This window comes from Carnobacterium pleistocenium FTR1 (genome assembly GCF_000744285.1).
Taxonomy (GTDB): domain Bacteria; phylum Bacillota; class Bacilli; order Lactobacillales; family Carnobacteriaceae; genus Carnobacterium_B; species Carnobacterium_B pleistocenium.
The window spans coordinates 128,237-146,811 of sequence record NZ_JQLQ01000002.1 but is presented as its reverse complement, the minus strand read 5'-3'; the positions used below and the strand labels follow the sequence as shown (position 1 = coordinate 146,811).

The window sequence follows — 18,575 nt, the reverse complement described above, 5'->3', positions numbered from 1 at the left end:
ATCAAATAGCCTTGAAACAGCTGCGTACTTCTATACCAACCTTGATTTTTAAAAAGTACTTTTAAGTTTACAATATAGTCTTCCTTCATCTTTCTAAGTGCTATTTCAGAATCTTTCAACTAATTCTTACTTTCTATTTCTTTTGTAATTTTTTGTTTCTCCTATACTAAAAATCAAATTAGCAGTCCCTTTTAAAACAAACCCTAAGTAAGACAACAAAAATAAACCACTAAATTAAATTAGTGGTTTATTTTTTGTCTATAAAATCCCATAGAGGGATTATATATTTTATTCAAAACGATTAGCTTACTTTGATTTCTGTTTGTACGCTTACTTTTTGGTTGCGGCTTATTTGAATGCGTAGTCGAATAAATTTATCGATTTCAACTACAATCAACACAACAAGTCCACATACAACTGATATCAACCATTCAAGTCCCGTCATTGGGCCAGTATGGAATGCTCCTTGCATAAAGGGTACATAGGTCAAAATCAATTGTAAGGCTATCATGATTCCGATAATCAAGAATGCTTTAGGATTCGTGAAAAATGAACGAGAAAAAGCCAGTTTTGAAGTTCGGATATTAAAGAGATAGAAAATTTTACTGAACACGATAATGTTAACCATCATTGTACTTGCGGTCACTTGATTAGCTCCCATATACATCAACCATTCATAAGAAACAATGCTGACAACCGCCATTAAAATGGAAACATAAGTCATTTGGAAAACATCTTGTTTGTTCATAAGGCCTCTGCCCGTTTTTCTAGGTGGCCTCTCCATAATACCATCTTCAGCCGGTTCAAAAATAAACGCAAATTGAATCGTGATGGCAGATACCATGTTGATCCAAAGCAATTGAGTTGCTTGCAACGGCATGTCGCGTTGCATCAAAATCGTAATCGCAATGATCAACCCTTCGGCAAACGAGGTTGGCAACAAAAAGAGTATACTCTTTTTGATATTATCGTAAATACGACGCCCTTCTTTAATGGCAACAGACATCGTTGCAAAGTTATCATCCGCTAGAATCATATCAGCTGAATCTTTAGCTACGTCAGTCCCCTTGATTCCCATGGCAACCCCAATATCGGCTTTTTTCAAGGCTGGTGCATCGTTCACACCGTCTCCTGTCATGGCCGTTACTTTTTTACTTGCTTGAAGCGCCGAAATAATCTCTAACTTATTTTTAGGAGTGGTTCTGGCAAAGACTTGATAGTTTAAAGCAGCTATTTGCTGTTCATCTTCTGACATCTTGTCCCACTCTGGACCTGTAATGACATTGATTTTATCGGCCAATCCTAACTTTTCACCAATTGTTTTGGCAGTAAGCGGGTGGTCTCCAGTAATCATTTTAACGTCAACGCCTGCTTTTCGCATATCTTTTAAAGAGCCAATAACTTCTTCACGTGGTGGGTCAATAATACCAGCCAAACCTAAGAAAGTTATCCCCGAAAACAATAAATCATGAGAAATCTCATTCACTTCATCCGGAATCAATTGATAGCCAACTGCTACCACTCGTTTCCCTTGAAGAGAAAGTTCTTCGACTTTTGAATCCCACTTTACTTGATCAAATTTTGGATCTTGCGTAGTTGCCATTGGAAATAGCTTATCAGGTGATCCTTTAATAAAGAGAATTTTTTGTTTAGTCTCGGTATCCAGAACCAATTTCGCCATGTACCGGTAATCAGAGTCAAAAGGGATCATGTCTAGCTCATCATACTTATTTTTATAGCCATAGTCATGTATCTTATGATACAACGTCAAGAATGAACCATCTGTTGGTTCCCCATTCAATGACCACGTATCGTCTTCGTTTATGAGCGTTGTATCATTGGCTTCGTAGCCCGCATCTAAAAAGAGCGCTAACTGTTGATTTAATTCAACAGGATTTTCAAATTCTGTAATTTCTCCTTTAGGATTGTAACCATCACCCGTTACTTCATAATGGTGGTTATCAATATAAATATCTTTAACTGTCATTTCATTTTTCGTTAACGTCCCAGTTTTATCTGTCGCAATAATATCGACCGATCCCAAAGTTTCAACTGCGGGTAGTGATTTAACAATGGTGTGTTTCTTTTTCGCCATGTCACTCACTCCCATAGCTAAAATGACAGAGGTTGTTGCTGGAAGGCCTTCCGGTATAGAGCCTACGATCATTGTCACTACTGCTAAAGAAAGGATAGACAAGGAATGGGTTTCTAAGAGTATCCCGATGATGAAGAGGACGATTGCCGCACCCATCACGACGTAAGATACCCCTTTTCCTAGACCGTCGATTTCTTGCATCAATGGAGTCTTTCTTTCCTTTACCCCTTTAACTTCCAATGAGATTTTTCCGATTTCAGTTTCTTCAGCCGTCGCAACTACGACACCTAGCCCACTCCCGTTTGTCACAGACGTTGAAGCAAAAGCGATGTTCGTTTGCTCAGCTAATGCAACATCGGTAGCTATTAGCGTTTCGATTGTTTTCTCAACTGAGTCTGCTTCTCCTGTGAGGGCAGATTCTTGAATGCGCAAGCTATCTATATCTATGATTCGTAAATCCGCTGGCACGCTGTCCCCAGCTTCTAGAAAAACAACATCGCCTGTCACTAATTCTTCTGCAGGAATGTCTAACCTTTGACCTTCACGATAGACGGTTGCTTGAGTTGATAACATACTTTTTATTTTTTCTAAGGCATCTGAGGCATTCACTTCTTGATAATACCCAATCAAGGCATTGATGATGACCACCAATCCAATAATAACCGCATCCGACGTATGTCCCATTACTACCGTTAACAAAGCAGCAAAAATCAAAATGTAGATGATCATGTTATTGAATTGTCGCGCAAAAAGTTTCCATTTAGGGGTTGTTTCAGTAACTAATTGATTGGGACCATCTGATTCTAAACGCTTATTTGCTTCTATTTGGCTTAATCCTGATTCAAAATCTTCTTGTGCATAGTTTTTGGATAAACTAGCAACCGTTTTTTGATGATTTTTCATTTTTGACTCCATTCTTTTATATTCCTCCATTATCTTCATTTAAGTGTACGCGAAAATAGCACCTCATCTTTTGACGACGCACTTAGCTACTCTTTTTGAAGACATGAGATATAAAAAAATCTGTACAAATCACCCTCGTCATCATCTGACATTTAAAACCACCCCCGCCATATTTACCCCAAGGTTAACACATACCCCATCTATCGTCAAATAGACTCAATCTTATTTTGCTGCCAAAACCCTCTCGAATTGCCGGCTGGTTGCTTAATAAAAAGGACTATAGAGGAGAGAACTATGCAAAAATTCAGAATATAGGAACAGTATCCGTTCAAATGATTTATAGCATAACCAATCTAAAAAAAGTCTTCAATAATCACATCTGTGCATTGAAGACTTTCCCTATTTAATTGAAATTAACGAAATAGAACTGCTGGATTATGGGGAACACTAAATTATTCTTCTTCAATTTCCTTATTTCCGAATGATTGTTCTTGGTCTATTAGCCGATCTACGTACAAGTTTAACAAACGGGTACCTTCAACTTTATTTGCAGTCAAACGATACTCACCATACTTAATTGTAGCTTGCTCACTAGGACGTGGAATGTTCCCATGTTGTGTAATGAAATAGCCAGCGATTGAATCGACATTATTTGACTGAATCGTTGTTTTAAAGTATTCGTTAAATTTTGATAATTGAGTGGCTCCGTCTACTAAATAGCGATTATCGGATAACTTTTCAATCAAATTATAAGTTTCATCGTATTCATCATCTATATCTCCAACGATTTCTTCAAGTAAATCTTCTAAGGTAACGATGCCTACAATACCACCATACTCATCACACAAAACAGCCATTTGATTGTGCGTTAGTTTCAAATGATACAATAAATCATCCATAAAAATGGTTTCAGGTACATAAAGTGCTTCATTTAAAATTGTTTTCAAATCAACCTCATCTAAACCTATTTCTCTAGAAGCTTTTAACAAACTTTTTATGTGTAAAATACCAATAATAGTATCTTTTTCAGCCTCATATACTGGCACACGCGAATGGTTACAATTTAATAATAAAGGAATATTTAGTTCATTTCCGTCTTCATAGTCAATCATAAAAACATCCGTACGAGGAACCATAATCTCCCTAGCCATTTTTGTATCCATTGATAGGACACCTCGTAGCATCGAAAACTCATTTAAATCAATTGCGCCTTCCTTTTGGCTACTGACTAAATAAGCACGAAATTCATCACGAGTCATTTTTTCTTCAATTTGCGTGAAATCAATTGGTGTAATCTTTTTAAGAAAGCTAGTCGAAAAGGATAAGAGTGCCACAAAGGGTCTCGTCACTTTTTGTACAATAAGAATTGTTCCAGCTGTGAAACCAGCTACCGCTTCTGATCGCTGCAAAGCAACTTGTTTCGGGTAAAGTTCACCAAACACTAGTGTGAAATACGATAAAACAAGCGTTACTAATATTGTAGCAATCTGTTGTCCTCCCGGAACGTTGCTAAGAATTGGTTCTAAACGAGTTGCAAAGCTAGTAGCAGCTGAGGCACTAGCGAAAAATCCTGCTAAAGTGATTGCTACTTGAATAGTAGCTAAGAAATTATCTGAGTGAGCTAATAACTTTAGGATGTTTAACGATTTTTTATCACCAGTTGCCGCTTTCTCTTTTACTTTATTTTGGTCTAAGGATACAAATGCAATTTCTGATGCTGCAAAAAAGGCGTTGATAGCTGTCAACACAACGATGACCATAATTTGTGCTACTATCGACTGACTATTGGGATCTGAATTCATTTATCCTTGTCTCCTTTATTTCTTTTTTTTAATATTACCATATCCTCTATACACAAACAATTAACGGCTTTTCACTTAACTTATGTAGGACAACTGATTAAACATATACCCTAAGTATTAGAACGGTTACATGCCAACACTATAATTAAGATCTCTTACTTATGAAATATCTATTGCTAGTCTAGTAATCACACCCTTTTTTGACAGTGTTTGGAGAGAAAAATAATCCATCTGAATCAGATAGAAAAGGCAGTAAAATTAGCATCCGTATTCTTCAACAAAAAAGCCTATTTTTTATGGCTATCCAATTTAGCAGATGATTTATCAAGGTCGTTGAAGCAATTGAAATTAACTCAGAGGTTATCGAACAAGATGTTGGAAATTTTGCAAGACTACGTTGTCAAATAGGCAGTAAGATTTCTGACGATGATAATATTTGGGGGAATTTACCGAGAAACAGGTAACAGCAAATTTGGTGCGGCCCATCAAGCCTATTTATTTTAAAAATCGTATTGTTGCTTGTTGGATTTAAAATAGCATACAAAAATTTTGACTATTCCTTTTGCTATTCTGTTTGTTCGCTTAACTGATCAATATACTGCTTACCCTCAACTAGACCTGCTCCAGTAGCCATTCTGTACTCTTTAATTGCTTTGATTGTTTCCCCTTCTGAAATAAGCTCTAAAAGAAACTCTTTTAATTCATCATTTATCGAATCAGGTACACCCATTTGCTTAGCAATATTGTCCACCGTTTGTTTCATATGAGCAATATCTTGTTTTAGCTGCTCGTTTTGTTTATTTACTATCGAAGAAATCATTACTCCTATCAGAAATAGGACACTTACCAAAAAAACTAAACCTTGCATCTTTTCACCTCTTTTAATTACTGATGTTTTTATTTACAGCTGTATTCTCATCCTAACATCTTATAGTCGCTAAATAAACTGCTTGCCTTATTTTCCGGTTCAAGTTAGCGATTTGTTCCAATACAACTGCTTTTTAGTTATACTATTAGAAAAGGATGTGACTTATAATGTTCATTCAAAGATCGATAGAATTAAAATGGCCCGTATTGTTATTTGAAGGTATTTTTTTGATTGGAGGAATGATGCTTATAGCTAGCGGGATAAGAATCCGCAAGAAAAGTAAAGCTTCAGCTTTGATTAGTCTACTTATAGGAACTGCTCTTGTATTAGTTTCACTGTACTTATTATTTTGGACCTTTTTACTTGGATATAATTCTTAAACAACAAAAATTATTGATTGAAACTGGGATTGAAAAAATAAATTTAACTTTACTGAGCACTTAGAATCAGTTTTGATCATCTATCACAATACTGCTATGATACCATCTGGACTTATAGCTTGTTTTATAAAAATATGACTGTATTGAGAATCGTTTGACTTTACAATAAAATTTAAACTGATATTGTTAAATCATCTATAAAAGAGAGCGCTGTAAAACAGATATCATATTTAATTATATGGGTCAAAATATATCTTTGACTTAGTGGTTAGTTTATATTTTAATACAACTTTCAGGAGGTAAGGAAATGGATATTGTTTATGAGAAGAGAACAGATAAAAGTTTAGAAGAAGCTATTCAAGCATTAGAAGAAAATTTAAAAGAAAACAATTTTGGAATATTATGGAAATTAAATTTCAAGGATAAGCTTGCTGAAAAGGGACTAGAGTTAAAGGATGACTTTGTTGTCCTGGAGGTATGTAATCCAAAGCAGGCGAAAGAAGTATTAGAAAGAAACGTTCATGTAGGATATGTATTGCCGTGTAAGATGGTAGTGAGAACAGCAGGTAATAAGACTTACATGGGAATGACAAGCCCTGAAAAACTTATTGGCCTATTTGACGAATCAGAATTAAGTATAATTGCTGAAAGTGTTGAAACGATTTTAAAAAAATCTATCACGTCTTCCATCTAATCATTTTTGGTTGGATGCTGCAGCTAAACATAAGATAGAACTCAATAAACGTTATATGAAATTTATGGGAATGATGGCTACTTCTAGAATACCCATTTATGGAATTATGTATTTTAATACCTACTAGTTGGAACTTTAAACATATAAGCACTGCTTGTTGTCGTATCAAAGATACTATTTCCATATTATCTTTTGACTATTTATTATTCAGAAGAGTAGTCACCTATTCAGAATAACGATTTGCACTCAAATAAGACAGTTAGTACTTTTTCAACGTACTAGCTGTCTTATTTGATTTATTCATGTTATTTTCAGCAATTTTATAAATTGCCTCTTTTTCCAATCAAACTAATTTGGATCATCAATTAATGATCGATAAAGCCACATAACCATGGGGCGTATGACTTTTATTGCGGTTACTCAACCTTATTACAATCTCAATGTCTTTAATATGGATTGAAATTCTTCATGTGTTATTTCACCACGAGCATACCGCCTTTTTACAATTTCTTCAGCTTTATTACCGCTAATTTGTTGTTTCTTATTTTTAAAAATGAGTTAGACTACAAAGACAATTAGCGCAACTACCAGCAACAACATTAGGAGACCTGCGCTATTATTAAACGAATTAAATCCTCGCTGCATGCCGTCATAGCCATCATTCCAAAAGTAACCTCTATATCCTCCATTCATCAGCCTAAATTCTCCTTTCTATACTATTCATTCACATCCATTTTTACAATGGCTATAGAAATTGGCCTACTCAGAATTTTCAATACATATTGTCCATTCCTCTAAAATTATTACTTAGAGATGAACCACTCGTTCCATGCATTCCCTTGTACATTTCATTTAATTCTTGGTTATTTAGGTTAGGATGCATTTCACCCATATATGATTTCATTTGTCCAAAATTCAAATTATTTTCCTCCGTATCAGCAGGTGATAATTCGCTATCGATCAGCCACTTATGGTTCCGAACTAATTTGCCGCCATCTGTTGGTTGATAATCAACTATATAAACGGTTGTATCTTCTACTGATTCAATTGTTGCGTTTGCGCCTTCCATGCCAGACATGTGATTGGCTTTCAAAATAACTTCAGTGCCAACATCCATTGGTTCAGCTCCTGAGTCTGCAATTTCTTCCTGCACGACCCATTTATGATCATAGACTTCTTCTCCACCATTCGTAGGGGAATAGCTTATGGAATACGCGTAAGAATCAAATGCTCCCACTATTTCTGCTTGAGCTCCCATCATTCCGGTCATATGGCCTTCAGTAATGATGACATCTTCCCCAATACTAAATGTTGGGTCTATTGCTGCTTTTATATTTGCGGGTACAACATCAGAAACATCTACCTTATTGTAGTTGCCGACTGAACCGTTATGATGAGCATGACCTCTGCTATTGTTAGCAGTATATTCACTGCTATGCTGCCCCATCTGGTTCGCGCGATTTGATATATCTGATTCTGTTTCCTTTTGATCATTTGTATAAGCAGAAAGCATCGTTAGTGAAACAAAAGAAAGTAACCCCACTCCAATTATTTTTTTATTCATTTTTATTTACATCCTTCCTTGATTTTTCTAGAACTGCCTATCAATCTATACTATTAAGATAACCCATCACTGTGTAGAAAATATGGAGAACCCAAAGAAATTCATTTTATGAAGGGCTCAAATTAAAAACCAAGCAATTAAACGAAAAATTATGTACACTAAGAAAAGTAAGGCGGAAAGTCCCTCATTAAGACTGAATCTAAAAAAGGAGTGAACTTTTTAATGGGCATTGTATTTGCACAGGCTATCAGCTTTTTATTAGTCATTCTAGTAGGTTATTTATTTAAAGTTGGCGGTCTTTTAGAAGCAAAAGATGGACAAACCGTTTCAAAAATCATTCTTAATTTAACTTTGCCGGCCACCATCATTATTGGATTTAATACAGTTGAAATCAACTCTACTTTAATACTGCTGATGTCGCTAGGCTTATTGGCAAATTTTTTTCTGATTACTTTTGGCGGATTCATCTGGCGAAAAAAAAATTCAGCTGATCAAGCCCTTATGATATTCAGTCAAGGAGGCTACAATATTGGAAATTTCACTATTCCTTTTGTACAAGGTTTTTTCCCTCAAGCTATTCCCTTTATCGGAAGCTTTGACACAGGAAATGCATTAATGCTTTTTGGCGGAACTCCACTACTAGCGGATAAAATGACTGGGCAAAATCGTGGAACACGTGGAATATGGGAAGTTATTTTCCAGCTATTTCGTTCTCCTTCTTTTTCTGCTTATATTGCTATGATTATTTTGGCAATTGTAAATATTACAATTCCAGAAAATGTTCTTTCTGTAGTTGCGATTTTTGCTAGCGGGAATGCTTTTCTATCAATGTTTATGATTGGTCTTTACTTAGAATTCAAAATCTCCCGAGTAGATTTAGCAAAAGTAGCTAAACTTCTTTTCACTCGTTACGCTTTGGGTATTTCACTTGCACTGGTCTTTTATTTTTTGTTACCCTTACCAAAAATTGTTCGATTATCTTTGGTTTTAGTAGCACTTGCACCCATTGGTACGGTTTCTACTATCAATATGGTCATTTATGGAAACAAAACTTCTCTTTCTGGCTTTTTGTCTTCTACCAGTATCATTATTTCATTAGTTTTAATGACAATAGCTTTAGTTTTTATGGGTATCTGATTTTTGGTGTGGGTGAAGAAATTCGTTCACACCTCTTTTTGTACAAAAAATCAACATATTCAATCGTATTGCCTCTAGATAACGAAATTCCAGAAATTTAGATACCGCATTTTAATTAGTTTTAAAGCGAAAAAAAGAAGCATGAGCTAAATACTCACGCTTCTTAAAAAATAAATTACAGCATTGATTTATAAAGTTCGCTAATTTCTTCTACAGAAGCATCGCGTGGATTTCCCGGTGTACAGACATCACGAAATGCATCTTCAGCAATTTGTGGGATATCTTCTATTTTGACACCTAATTCTGATATATTTTGTGGAATACCAACATCAATACCTAGTTGTTTTACCGCTTGAACAGCAGCGTCACGAACTTCAGATAGTGACATAGTTTCTACTCCTTCAACATTCATATTTACTGCAATATCAAGATATTTTTTGTCAGTAAAATCTTTATTATAATCCATGATAAGTGGTAATAGTGTTGCACAAGCAACACCGTGAGGAATATTGTACCAAGCACTCAATGGATGAGCCATACCGTGTACTAATCCTAGGCCGACATTAGAAAACCCCATACCAGCAACATATTGTCCTAATGCCATTTCTTCACGAGCTTTTTGTTTGCCAGAAACTGAATCACGTAATGAATGACCTATAATTTTAATTGCTTTAATGTGCAACATATCGGTCATTTCCCAAGCACCTTTAGTAATATAGCCTTCAATAGCATGAGTTAACGCATCCATACCAGTAGAAGCACATAAACCCTTTGGCATCCCCATCATCATATCACTGTCCACAAAAGCAACTATAGGAATATCATGAGGATCAACACAAACAAATTTCCGATGGTTGGATTCATCCGTGATTACATAGTTAATTGTTACTTCTGCAGCTGTTCCAGAAGTTGTAGGTATTGCCATAATTGGAAGTGCAGGATTTTTAGTATCTGCAACACCTTCTAAACTAACGACATCTTCAAATTTGGGATTCTTAATGATAATACCAATTGCTTTTGCTGTATCGATTGGCGACCCTCCACCAATTGCTACAATATAATCAGCCTTTGCAGCTTTACAAGCCTTTACTCCTGCTTGTACGTCAGCGATTGTTGGATTCGGTACAACACCATCATAAATCTCATAGCTTAATCCAGCTTCATCTAAGACTGTTGTTACCTTTTTTACTACTTCAAATTTCACTAATCCTTTATCAGTAACAACTAAAGCCTTTTTAAATCCTCGTTTTTTCACTTCAATTGCAACTTCTTTAATTGCTCCTTTACCAAAATAAGATGTTTCATTCAATACCATACGATTTACTGACATTTTTTTCTCCCCTTTGTATGTTTGTTTGCATAATTTAGTAAGAAAAAGTAGCAAAGATTACTTTTTCTATATTTCAAAAACTTGTTTCAAATCAACTGTTACTGGTGAATTATCTGGGTTTGTTTCCATCACATCTTTCATATAATCCCACCATTTTTGATTAATTTCGGTATTAGCAGTATTGGACCATTTAGTTTCATCATCTATTTCAAGATATCCAAATAAATAGTTCGTTTCTGGATCTGCAAATATTGAGTAACTGATTGCACCATGTTCTTTCAACATTTGTCTCATTTCAGGCCAGAGTTGATTATGTCTTTTTTCATATTCTTCCAGTTTATCTGGATAAATTTTCATTTTGAATCCTATTTTCACCATGTGATTTTCCTCCCTTAAGTAAAAAATTGTCTTGTCAGTTTCTGAATACTACTCAGTTTCTCTTTCTAGATTTTCTATTAGTTTATTTCTATTTTTCTCTAAACGAAGTTTATAAATAGTTGGAACTCCTCCAAAAATAAAGTAAAGAAATGTAAGCCATATAGATGTAGCTTTTATACTTTCAACGGAGTAATTACCACTAAAGGTTAAAACTGAGAGAACAACCAAAACAATTAAAAATAGATAGGAAGTTAACTTTATTCCTTTTATTAATCCAGGAAGAATTTGTGTTTCATTATCTTTAATAGGATTCTCTTCATCATTAATTATATCTATCGCTTCTGCCAGTTTCTTATCTTCTTCCACTTGCTCTGTATAATCTTCTCGAGCACCCATCCTAAGAGCAAAGAAAATGTAGCTACCCATTGCTAACAGATAGTTTGGTAGGAACAATAGGTAAGAATGGATCAATCCAGTTACACTGACAATAATTACGAAAATTAGAGAGATTCCCCATGCAATAAGCCCAGCGTAATTTATTTTCCATCCCTTATACTTGGACCAGTAACGAGTCCCACCTAGTTTAGGAAGAATCCAGTGCTCAGCAAGAACAATCGCACCTATAGTTGGTACAACAAGTACAATAATATTAACAATTACCATGATATTAGCAACAATAGGAAACATTGCAATTAAAGTAGTTAAAATACCAACAATATAACTAACCTTTTTTATACTTACTTTAGGAAAAAAAGTTCCAAATGACAATGCAGCACGATAAATATTAGGATTTGCTGTGGTCCATCCCGCTACAACAACAGCAAGCAAGCCAGTTAATCCAAAAATAGCACTCATAACTGCTCCTGAATCAAGAACTAATAATGATTGTCCTAATACATTAGCAGCGGTTGCACCCATAATTCCAGCACTTATCCATGCGAAAAAATGGCCAACATACATTCCGTAACCGGTTACAAATCCATAACTAGAACGCTTTGCAAATCTAAGTAATGACATATCATTCAATCCACCATGATATGCAAGGTTACACATCCATGCAAATCCAATTACGTGAATAGTACTCAACCTTTCACCACCATTAACAGCAGCACCAGTCCAAATACTAGCATCCGCTATATTTAGAAAATCTTTCAAGGAATTAATCTCTCCGTAACCAGTTTGGGCTGCCAATACTGGTAGGCTGATCATTGCACCAGCAAAAAATATTGCAATCATCCAAGGAACACATATTGCAGAAAATTTAGCTACCGCTTCAAAACCATTTGCTGCAACAATAGTTACGATAACCCCTAATAGAAGTACCAGCAAAATAAATTTAAAACTAGTCGGATACCATTCTAATTGAGGGGTGATACCAAATATTACTCTTAATGCAGAAGCTGACACGTTTAACATGGAACTGGCCATGGCAATAGAAGCTAATCCCCAAACAATATTGTAAATTTTTTGCATATAGGGACCAAGTACTTCACGTAAATATGAATAAAGTGTCTTACGTGTATCGACTGCAATAGGAGCACAAAGGAGTGCATAAGTTAATGTAGCTAACAGGTTCCCTATTAATAATCCAACAATAATTTCTCGTGTCGACACTCCCCAAGTAACCATTGTCGCACCGATCACAAACTCAGTAGCTGCAATATGTTCACCTCCATAAAGACCAAAGAAATTGCCTAATCCAGATAATTTATTCTTAGATACTGGACGGTCCTCTTGAGGTACGGAACGTGCTAATTCTAAATACTTTTCTTCCATTATTTTACCTCTTCTCCATTATTTCATTGAATTTTTTGCCGATAGATATGAAGAATAATTAAACGAAATTGTATTCTTTAAATGAATTAAATTTCAATTTTATTCTTCAATATTCGGCTTCCTTCCCAATTTTATATTAGTGTAGAGCTATTGGACTTTCTAAAAATTCTTTTCTAGGGACAACTCCAAATGCTTCTGCCAAATCTAACAGTTGTTCATCTGTAATAGTCTGTTTTATCCCTCCCTGAGATTGAACATAAGTGTACACTTCTGCTGCTTTCTCAGCTGTTTCAATTAATCCATAAACTTCATCCATATCTTTACCAGCACCGTAAATACCATGGTGAGGCCATACCACTAGACGTGTTTCTTTCATTTTTTCAGCTGTTGCTTCTCCAATTTCATTTGTTCCAGGTACTAACCAAGGAATTATAGAAACTCCTTCGGGAAAAACAACTAAACATTCAGTGCACATTTTCCACAAAGTACGAGTAAATGATTTTTCATCTAAGTCATGTGAATAAGTCATTGCTAATAGATGACTTGCATGGCAATGCATAACTATTCGATTGTTTGGATCAACAGAAAGACGAGATATGTGAGTCATTAAATGACTTGGTAATTCACTTGTAGGAACAGCTTCATCTTCAAGCCCCCAAAGTAATTCTAGAGACATACCATCTTCTTTAATACGAATCAAGCCGATATTTTTAGCTGGGGCATTTTCAACATTTTTAAAATATTTTCCTGATCCAGTAACTAAAAATAATTTTGTGGCTAGCTCACTTGCGTCAAATTGCATTGGAATTTCACGAATAACTTTATTTACATTAATATAAGGAATGACCTCCTCTTCCTTTAATAAATAGCTAACATTGCCTCCATTTCGTTCATCCCAACCATGGTTGTACAAGTTTGTTGTCACTTCTATCATTTCTTTTACGAATATTGATTCTAAAATATCTTTTGCTTTCATAGTAGTACCTCCGTTTTTTATATTCTACATATTATAGTTAACTCTCTATATAATATTAACCACGTTTACTCAACACGTCATTTTCATATTGTTGAACTTCATTTAACCAATCCATTCCAACTGGGACATTGTTTTTGTAGCAGAAATAATTCCAAACATCTCCATAAGGAAAATCTTTTAATTCCTCTGTATAAACCATGCGTGAAGTATAATCAAATTCTAATTCCATTTCTTTTAATTCTTGAATAGGTTCGAGCATTGCTTTAAGTAAAGCCTTTTGTGTATTACGAGTTCCAACTACCCAGGCTGCAATTCGGTTAATTGAAGCATCAAAGAAATCAAGACCGATATTGGTCTTTTCTAATAAGTTATTGCGCACTAATTCTTTACCAATCTCTTGTAATTCATCATCCATAATTACCACATGATCAGAATCCCAACGAACTGGGCGACTTACGTGCAACATAACTCCCTTACTAAATATAGCAAGTGATGTTAACTTATTAGAAATTACTTCTGTTGGATGGAAGTGACCTGCATCTAAACAAATTAGTTTATCGCGAGTTAACCCGTAACCCATGTAAAATTCATGGGAACCTACTGTGTAAGCTTCTGCACCTAAACCAAATACTTTACTTTCAACAGCATCTTGGGTGTAACGTTCATCTATTTTTTCACTAAAAATTTCATCTAACGAATCCATTAAGCGCTCTCTTGGACTATAACGATCAATAGGATTATCTTTCATACCATCTGGTACCCAGAAGTTATCAATACTTACTTGACCTAATTCTTTGCCAAAATATTCAGCAATTTTCCGGCAGCGCTTACCGTGTTCAATCCAAAAGTCACGAACTTCTTTGTCAGGATGTGCTAACGTATAGCCATCCTTCATCATGGGATGTGAAAAAAATGTTGGATTAAAATCAAGTCCTAAACCTTGTTCTTTCGCCCAATCAACCCAATTTGTAAAATGTCTTGGTTCAATTTCGTTTAAATCAACTTTTTCGTCTGTATCTAAATACATAGCATGTAGATTTAACTTATGTTTTCCTGGAATAAGTGAATACGCCATCTCTAAATCTTGTCGTAATTGTACAGGGGTATGTGCTGCACCAAGATAATTTCCTGTTGCCATAATCCCCCCAGTTAGTTCTCCCTCGGGGTTTAAGAAACCAGTGACATCATCCCCTTGCCAACTGTGCATTGAAATTTTGATTTCTTGTAATCTTTCTAGTGCTTTATCAGTATCTACACCTATTGCTGCATATCTTACTTTTGCATCTTCATAACGTTGATTTACTTTATTTGTCATCCTTCATTCTCCTTTAAACTAATTGTTTTTTATTAATAAAATTTTTATAACCTTTAATTGCTTCCTCAATTTCTAAAGAAAATTGCGGCTGATGAATCTCTAAATCTACTGAGTTCCGAATATCTTCCCGAGCTTGTTCTAAAGTACCATATCCTTTAGTAGCAATTATTTGTACCATTAAATTACCAATTGCCGTTGCTTCTACTGGACCAGCTTCAACTTCGATATTACATACATCAGCTGTCAATTGGTTCAATAGTTTATTATTTGAACCGCCGCCGACTATATGTAGTTTAGAAATATTTCGTCCAGTGATTTTTTCTAGATTTTCTAATTCCACTTCATAGCACAATGCTAAATTATCATAAATACAACGAGCTAACTCTCCAGGTGTTTTAGGAGCTTTTTGATTCGTTTCATAACAATATTCTTGCAGTTCTTCAATCATATTTCGTGGATTTAAAAAGCGAACATCATTCACGTTGATAAACTGTTGGAATTTTTTCTCTTTACTAGCCATACTTGCAAGTTCTGCATAACTATATTTATAGTCCTGCATCCGTGCTACTTCTTGAATCAACCACATCCCCATAATATTTTTAAGAAAGCGTATTGTTCCTTGAACACCTGCCTCATTTGTAAAATTGGAATCAAAAGCTTCTTTGGTAGAGATTCCTTCAGGAATTTCTACGCCCATCAATGACCATGTACCTGAACTGATATATGCCCATTCTTCTCCTTCTCCTGGTGTTCCTACCACGGCAGAAGCTGTATCATGAGAAGCAACAGTGATAAAAGTAACTTTTGGCAAATCATACTTAGGAAACTTATCATATTGAATCTCGCCTAATATTTGTCCAGGTTCTGTAAGTGGGGGGAAAATATCTTTTTCAACTCCTACAACTTCTAGCACATCTTTATCCCATTTATGAGATTTTAAATTTAACAATTGCATAGTTGAAGCATTTGTTTTTTCTGTCACTGCTTTGCCTGTAAAGATGTAACCCAAAAGATCAGGTATCAGTAACAATTTATCTGCTTTTCCCAATTTTTCTTTGTCTTCTACGAAAAGTTGAAACGCTGTATTGAAAGGTTGTAATTGAATACCTGTTTTTTTATATAAATTTTCTAACGACATTTTTAAAGAAAAATCCTGTAGAACACTTTCAGTACGGTTATCACGGTAGCTGATTGGATCACCTAATAAATAATTTTTTTCATTTACTAATCCATAATCAACACCCCATGTATCAATGCCTACATAGCATTCTTTAATACCTTTTTTCTTTACTTTTACTAAACCATCCAATATCTCATTTACAAGATTATTAAAATTCCAATAATCAGTACCCTCTTTGTCTTGAAAACCATTTTTAAAACGATGAATTTCTTCTAGTTCAAACCCTCCTAAGCATTGAAAATTTGCGTGAATCAGGCGACCACTAGAAGCACCTATATCGACTGCAATGTAATCCACTACTATACCCTCCTAATTTTTTTTAGTTAAACCATATTATCATTTGATGCTTCGCCTTTAATAGTATAATTCGTGATAAATTTCACTATAATTATCATTATTATTCTAAATAAAACTAGTAAGTAGCTATCTTTAGTTTCTTCAGTATTAAGCAAAGTAAGAAATCTATAATAACGTTCATACTTCAAGAGAAAATAACAATATACTTGTAATTAAACTTATTAAAATAAAAATTTCCATTACAATAAGTAGCATTTTGACAGATACTATCCTATAAAAAACTCAACTTACTAATTACAGTGAAATTCTTTTCAATAGTCTATATCCATTGATAAAAAGCGTATTCTATTCCGTATTCGTTTTATATATTTGGTATATTAATAGTATAGAACGCTTACAATTGACAAACAATATCAATAAGTTATACTTAAACTATCAATTTTACAGGATGTGTTGTTAATGAAAAATAGCATTGAAAAATTTTTCTTACCATTAGATAAATTAGAAATCAAACAGAAAGAAACAGGAATTTTCATTGAGGAATTTATAGAAGAAAATGAAATAAATGAGCTTTCACCTTTAGTTATTCGCGAAAACTTGTTTTATGATTCACAAAGTATTATTATTAGAAAACATCGTAGATTCGCCTCTTATCCATTACATTCTCATCAATTTTTAGAGTTCAATTACATGCTTTCTGGCCAATCTAATCAAATAGTCAATGGAGAAAAAATTATTTTGAAAGAAAAACAAATACTTCTTTTAGATACTAATAGTGAACATGAATTACAGCCATTAGGTGAAAATGATTTGTTAATCAATTTTTTATTCCACACAAGCGATATGAGCATTGACATGCTTAAAAATATTGATAGCCAAAGTTCCGGTCTTACTTACAATTTTTTAATGAGCGCTATTTTAGGATCAGGTTATCAAGATAACTTTTTGATCTTAGATATTAATAATTATCCAGAAATACAAATAACCTTTGAACAAATGATTATTGAGTTTTTTTCTCAACATCGTTTGACAAAAGAAATATTAAATTCCTACTCTCAAGTTCTCTTTTTACAACTATCTCAAGTTTATCATTCACAACTCTCTAAAATTTATGATAGTATTACCAACTTTGATTTACCTCTAATAGTGCTTCAAAAAATTGAAAGAAACTATCGAGACATCACTTTATCCGGTTTAGCAGCTGAATTAGGTTACAATAAAAATTATTTATCAAACTTAATCAAAGAAAAGACGGGTAAAAATTTCAAAGAATTAGTCACTCAGCAACGTTTAAAAGAAGCACACCAATTAATTCTTTCAACAAATGCAAATATTGAATCAATTGCAGAATATGTTGGGTATTTTAATAAAACACAATTTTACAAAAAATATCGAGAATATTTTAAGACTACCCCAAATAAAGTTAGAAATTTAAGGTGAGCTCTTTTAATTTCTGAAAAATAATGATTGCCTGTAGTCCTATTAAGAATCAAGAATTCTGAGCAGTACTCTAACGCTACACAAGCAAATTCGTTCGTTCATTTCAAAAAAAATCTCCTTTGGAACATCGACATCATTTGTTAAATAACCAAAAAAAAGTATCAACTTCTCTTAAGAGAAATTGACACTTTTTTTAATTTGTTTTAGGTTTAAAGTGCCGTTTTTAGAGGTTGGCAAACTTCACACTTACGTTGATTTTTATTTTTAAATTTCGTAAATGATTTTTCAAAATGATTGCCACACGCACATTCAAATTGTAGCTTTTGCGAAAAACCATGATATTCTGTCGTTAATAACTTACTATCTGAATTTTTTGAAACAAATTCTTGAATAGTATCAATAGTCCAATGTTTTTTCATTCTCTTACACCTCCATATTTT

17 protein-coding genes are annotated in these 18,575 nt (G+C 34.2%); 4 read left to right on the top strand and 13 right to left on the bottom strand.

The annotated features are described in order from the left end of the window. Positions 1-301 precede the first annotated feature (301 nt). From BP17_RS00835 to BP17_RS00825, 3 genes are all read right to left on the bottom strand, one after another. Entirely contained in the window at positions 302-3,010 is a 2,709-nt protein-coding gene (locus BP17_RS00835; protein WP_035050996.1) for an HAD-IC family P-type ATPase, read from the bottom strand. Positions 3,011-3,450: 440 nt separating this feature from the next. Beyond that, positions 3,451-4,800, bottom strand: coding sequence for a hemolysin family protein (locus BP17_RS00830; protein WP_035050995.1), 1,350 nt, complete (start codon positions 4,798-4,800; stop codon positions 3,451-3,453). Positions 4,801-5,365: 565 nt separating this feature from the next. Further along, positions 5,366-5,668, bottom strand: a complete 303-nt coding sequence (locus BP17_RS00825) for a hypothetical protein (RefSeq protein WP_051910396.1) — start codon at positions 5,666-5,668, stop codon at positions 5,366-5,368. 167 nt (positions 5,669-5,835) lie between these two features. Between BP17_RS00825 and BP17_RS00820 the strand changes: the two genes are divergently transcribed. Continuing rightward, entirely contained in the window at positions 5,836-6,048 is a 213-nt protein-coding gene (locus BP17_RS00820) for a hypothetical protein (RefSeq protein WP_035050994.1), read from the top strand. Positions 6,049-6,355: 307 nt separating this feature from the next. Next, positions 6,356-6,742: a DUF302 domain-containing protein gene (locus BP17_RS00815; protein WP_035050992.1), complete on the top strand. Its 387-nt coding sequence runs from the start codon at positions 6,356-6,358 to the stop codon at positions 6,740-6,742. 429 nt (positions 6,743-7,171) lie between these two features. On the opposite strand, the gene BP17_RS13820 is transcribed toward BP17_RS00815, so the two are convergent. From BP17_RS13820 to BP17_RS00810, 3 genes are all read right to left on the bottom strand, one after another. After that, positions 7,172-7,249, bottom strand: coding sequence for an SHOCT domain-containing protein (locus BP17_RS13820; RefSeq protein WP_408605789.1), 78 nt, complete (start codon positions 7,247-7,249; stop codon positions 7,172-7,174). Positions 7,250-7,300: 51 nt separating this feature from the next. Further along, complete coding sequence (locus tag BP17_RS13715) at positions 7,301-7,435, bottom strand: hypothetical protein (RefSeq protein ID WP_269544453.1); 135 nt, start codon at positions 7,433-7,435, stop codon at positions 7,301-7,303. A gap of 79 nt (positions 7,436-7,514) precedes the next feature. Continuing rightward, positions 7,515-8,306, bottom strand: a complete 792-nt coding sequence (locus BP17_RS00810; protein ID WP_051910395.1) for a YdhK family protein — start codon at positions 8,304-8,306, stop codon at positions 7,515-7,517. A 222-nt stretch (positions 8,307-8,528) separates the two neighbouring features. Between BP17_RS00810 and BP17_RS00805 the strand changes: the two genes are divergently transcribed. Beyond that, the gene (locus BP17_RS00805) at positions 8,529-9,443 is read left to right on the top strand and encodes an AEC family transporter (RefSeq protein ID WP_035050990.1); all 915 of its coding nucleotides are present in this window, start codon (positions 8,529-8,531) and stop codon (positions 9,441-9,443) included. A gap of 175 nt (positions 9,444-9,618) precedes the next feature. Here the strand turns inward: BP17_RS00805 and fucO are convergent, their stop codons facing one another. The 6 genes from fucO to rhaB form a co-directional block, all read right to left on the bottom strand. Then, entirely contained in the window at positions 9,619-10,773 is a 1,155-nt protein-coding gene (gene fucO, locus BP17_RS00800) for a lactaldehyde reductase (protein WP_035050989.1), read from the bottom strand. A gap of 66 nt (positions 10,774-10,839) precedes the next feature. Then, the gene (rhaM, locus tag BP17_RS00795; RefSeq protein ID WP_035050988.1) at positions 10,840-11,151 is read right to left on the bottom strand and encodes an L-rhamnose mutarotase; all 312 of its coding nucleotides are present in this window, start codon (positions 11,149-11,151) and stop codon (positions 10,840-10,842) included. Between the two features lie 48 nt (positions 11,152-11,199). Further along, positions 11,200-12,927: a cytosine permease gene (locus BP17_RS00790; RefSeq protein ID WP_035050987.1), complete on the bottom strand. Its 1,728-nt coding sequence runs from the start codon at positions 12,925-12,927 to the stop codon at positions 11,200-11,202. 136 nt (positions 12,928-13,063) lie between these two features. Next, positions 13,064-13,903, bottom strand: coding sequence for a rhamnulose-1-phosphate aldolase (gene rhaD / locus BP17_RS00785; RefSeq protein ID WP_035050986.1), 840 nt, complete (start codon positions 13,901-13,903; stop codon positions 13,064-13,066). A 55-nt stretch (positions 13,904-13,958) separates the two neighbouring features. Further along, positions 13,959-15,218, bottom strand: a complete 1,260-nt coding sequence (gene rhaA, locus BP17_RS00780) for an L-rhamnose isomerase (RefSeq protein ID WP_035050985.1) — start codon at positions 15,216-15,218, stop codon at positions 13,959-13,961. 13 nt (positions 15,219-15,231) lie between these two features. Next, positions 15,232-16,695, bottom strand: a complete 1,464-nt coding sequence (gene rhaB / locus BP17_RS00775; protein ID WP_035050984.1) for a rhamnulokinase — start codon at positions 16,693-16,695, stop codon at positions 15,232-15,234. A gap of 459 nt (positions 16,696-17,154) precedes the next feature. Between rhaB and BP17_RS00770 the strand changes: the two genes are divergently transcribed. Beyond that, positions 17,155-18,135 carry an AraC family transcriptional regulator gene (locus tag BP17_RS00770; protein ID WP_035050983.1) on the top strand — a complete coding sequence of 327 codons (981 nt, stop codon included), beginning with the start codon at positions 17,155-17,157 and terminating at the stop codon, positions 18,133-18,135. 209 nt (positions 18,136-18,344) lie between these two features. Here the strand turns inward: BP17_RS00770 and BP17_RS00765 are convergent, their stop codons facing one another. Further along, positions 18,345-18,554 (bottom strand): hypothetical protein, encoded by a 210-nt coding sequence (locus tag BP17_RS00765; protein ID WP_035050980.1) that lies wholly within the window; start codon positions 18,552-18,554, stop codon positions 18,345-18,347. Between the last annotated feature and the right edge of the window lie 21 nt (positions 18,555-18,575).